At 66.8% G+C, this 292-nt stretch carries 1 protein-coding gene; it reads left to right on the forward strand.

Features of this window, described 5'->3' with window-relative positions:
- Window positions 1–292, forward strand: a 292-nt coding sequence (locus GYA94_RS26475) for a sigma 54-interacting transcriptional regulator (protein ID WP_167524238.1), incomplete at both ends; no start/stop codon positions are given.

Genomic DNA, 292 nt, shown 5'->3' on the forward strand with positions numbered 1-292 from the left:
CGAGCAGGCCGAGGGCGGCACCTTGCTGCTCGACGAAATTTCGGAAATGCCCATGGCACTGCAGGCCAAGCTGTTGCGGGTGCTGCAGGAGCGCGAGGTAGAGCGGGTAGGCGGGCGCAAGCCGGTCAGTCTCGACATTCGGGTATTGGCCACCACCAACCGCGACCTGGCTGGCGAGGTGGCCGCGGGGCGTTTCCGTGAAGACCTGTATTACCGGCTTTCGGTCTTCCCCCTGGCCTGGCGCCCGCTGCGCGAGCGCCCTGGCGACATTTTGCAACTGGCCGAGCGCCTG

This window comes from Pseudomonas juntendi, assembly GCF_009932375.1.
Classification (GTDB): domain Bacteria; phylum Pseudomonadota; class Gammaproteobacteria; order Pseudomonadales; family Pseudomonadaceae; genus Aquipseudomonas; species Aquipseudomonas juntendi.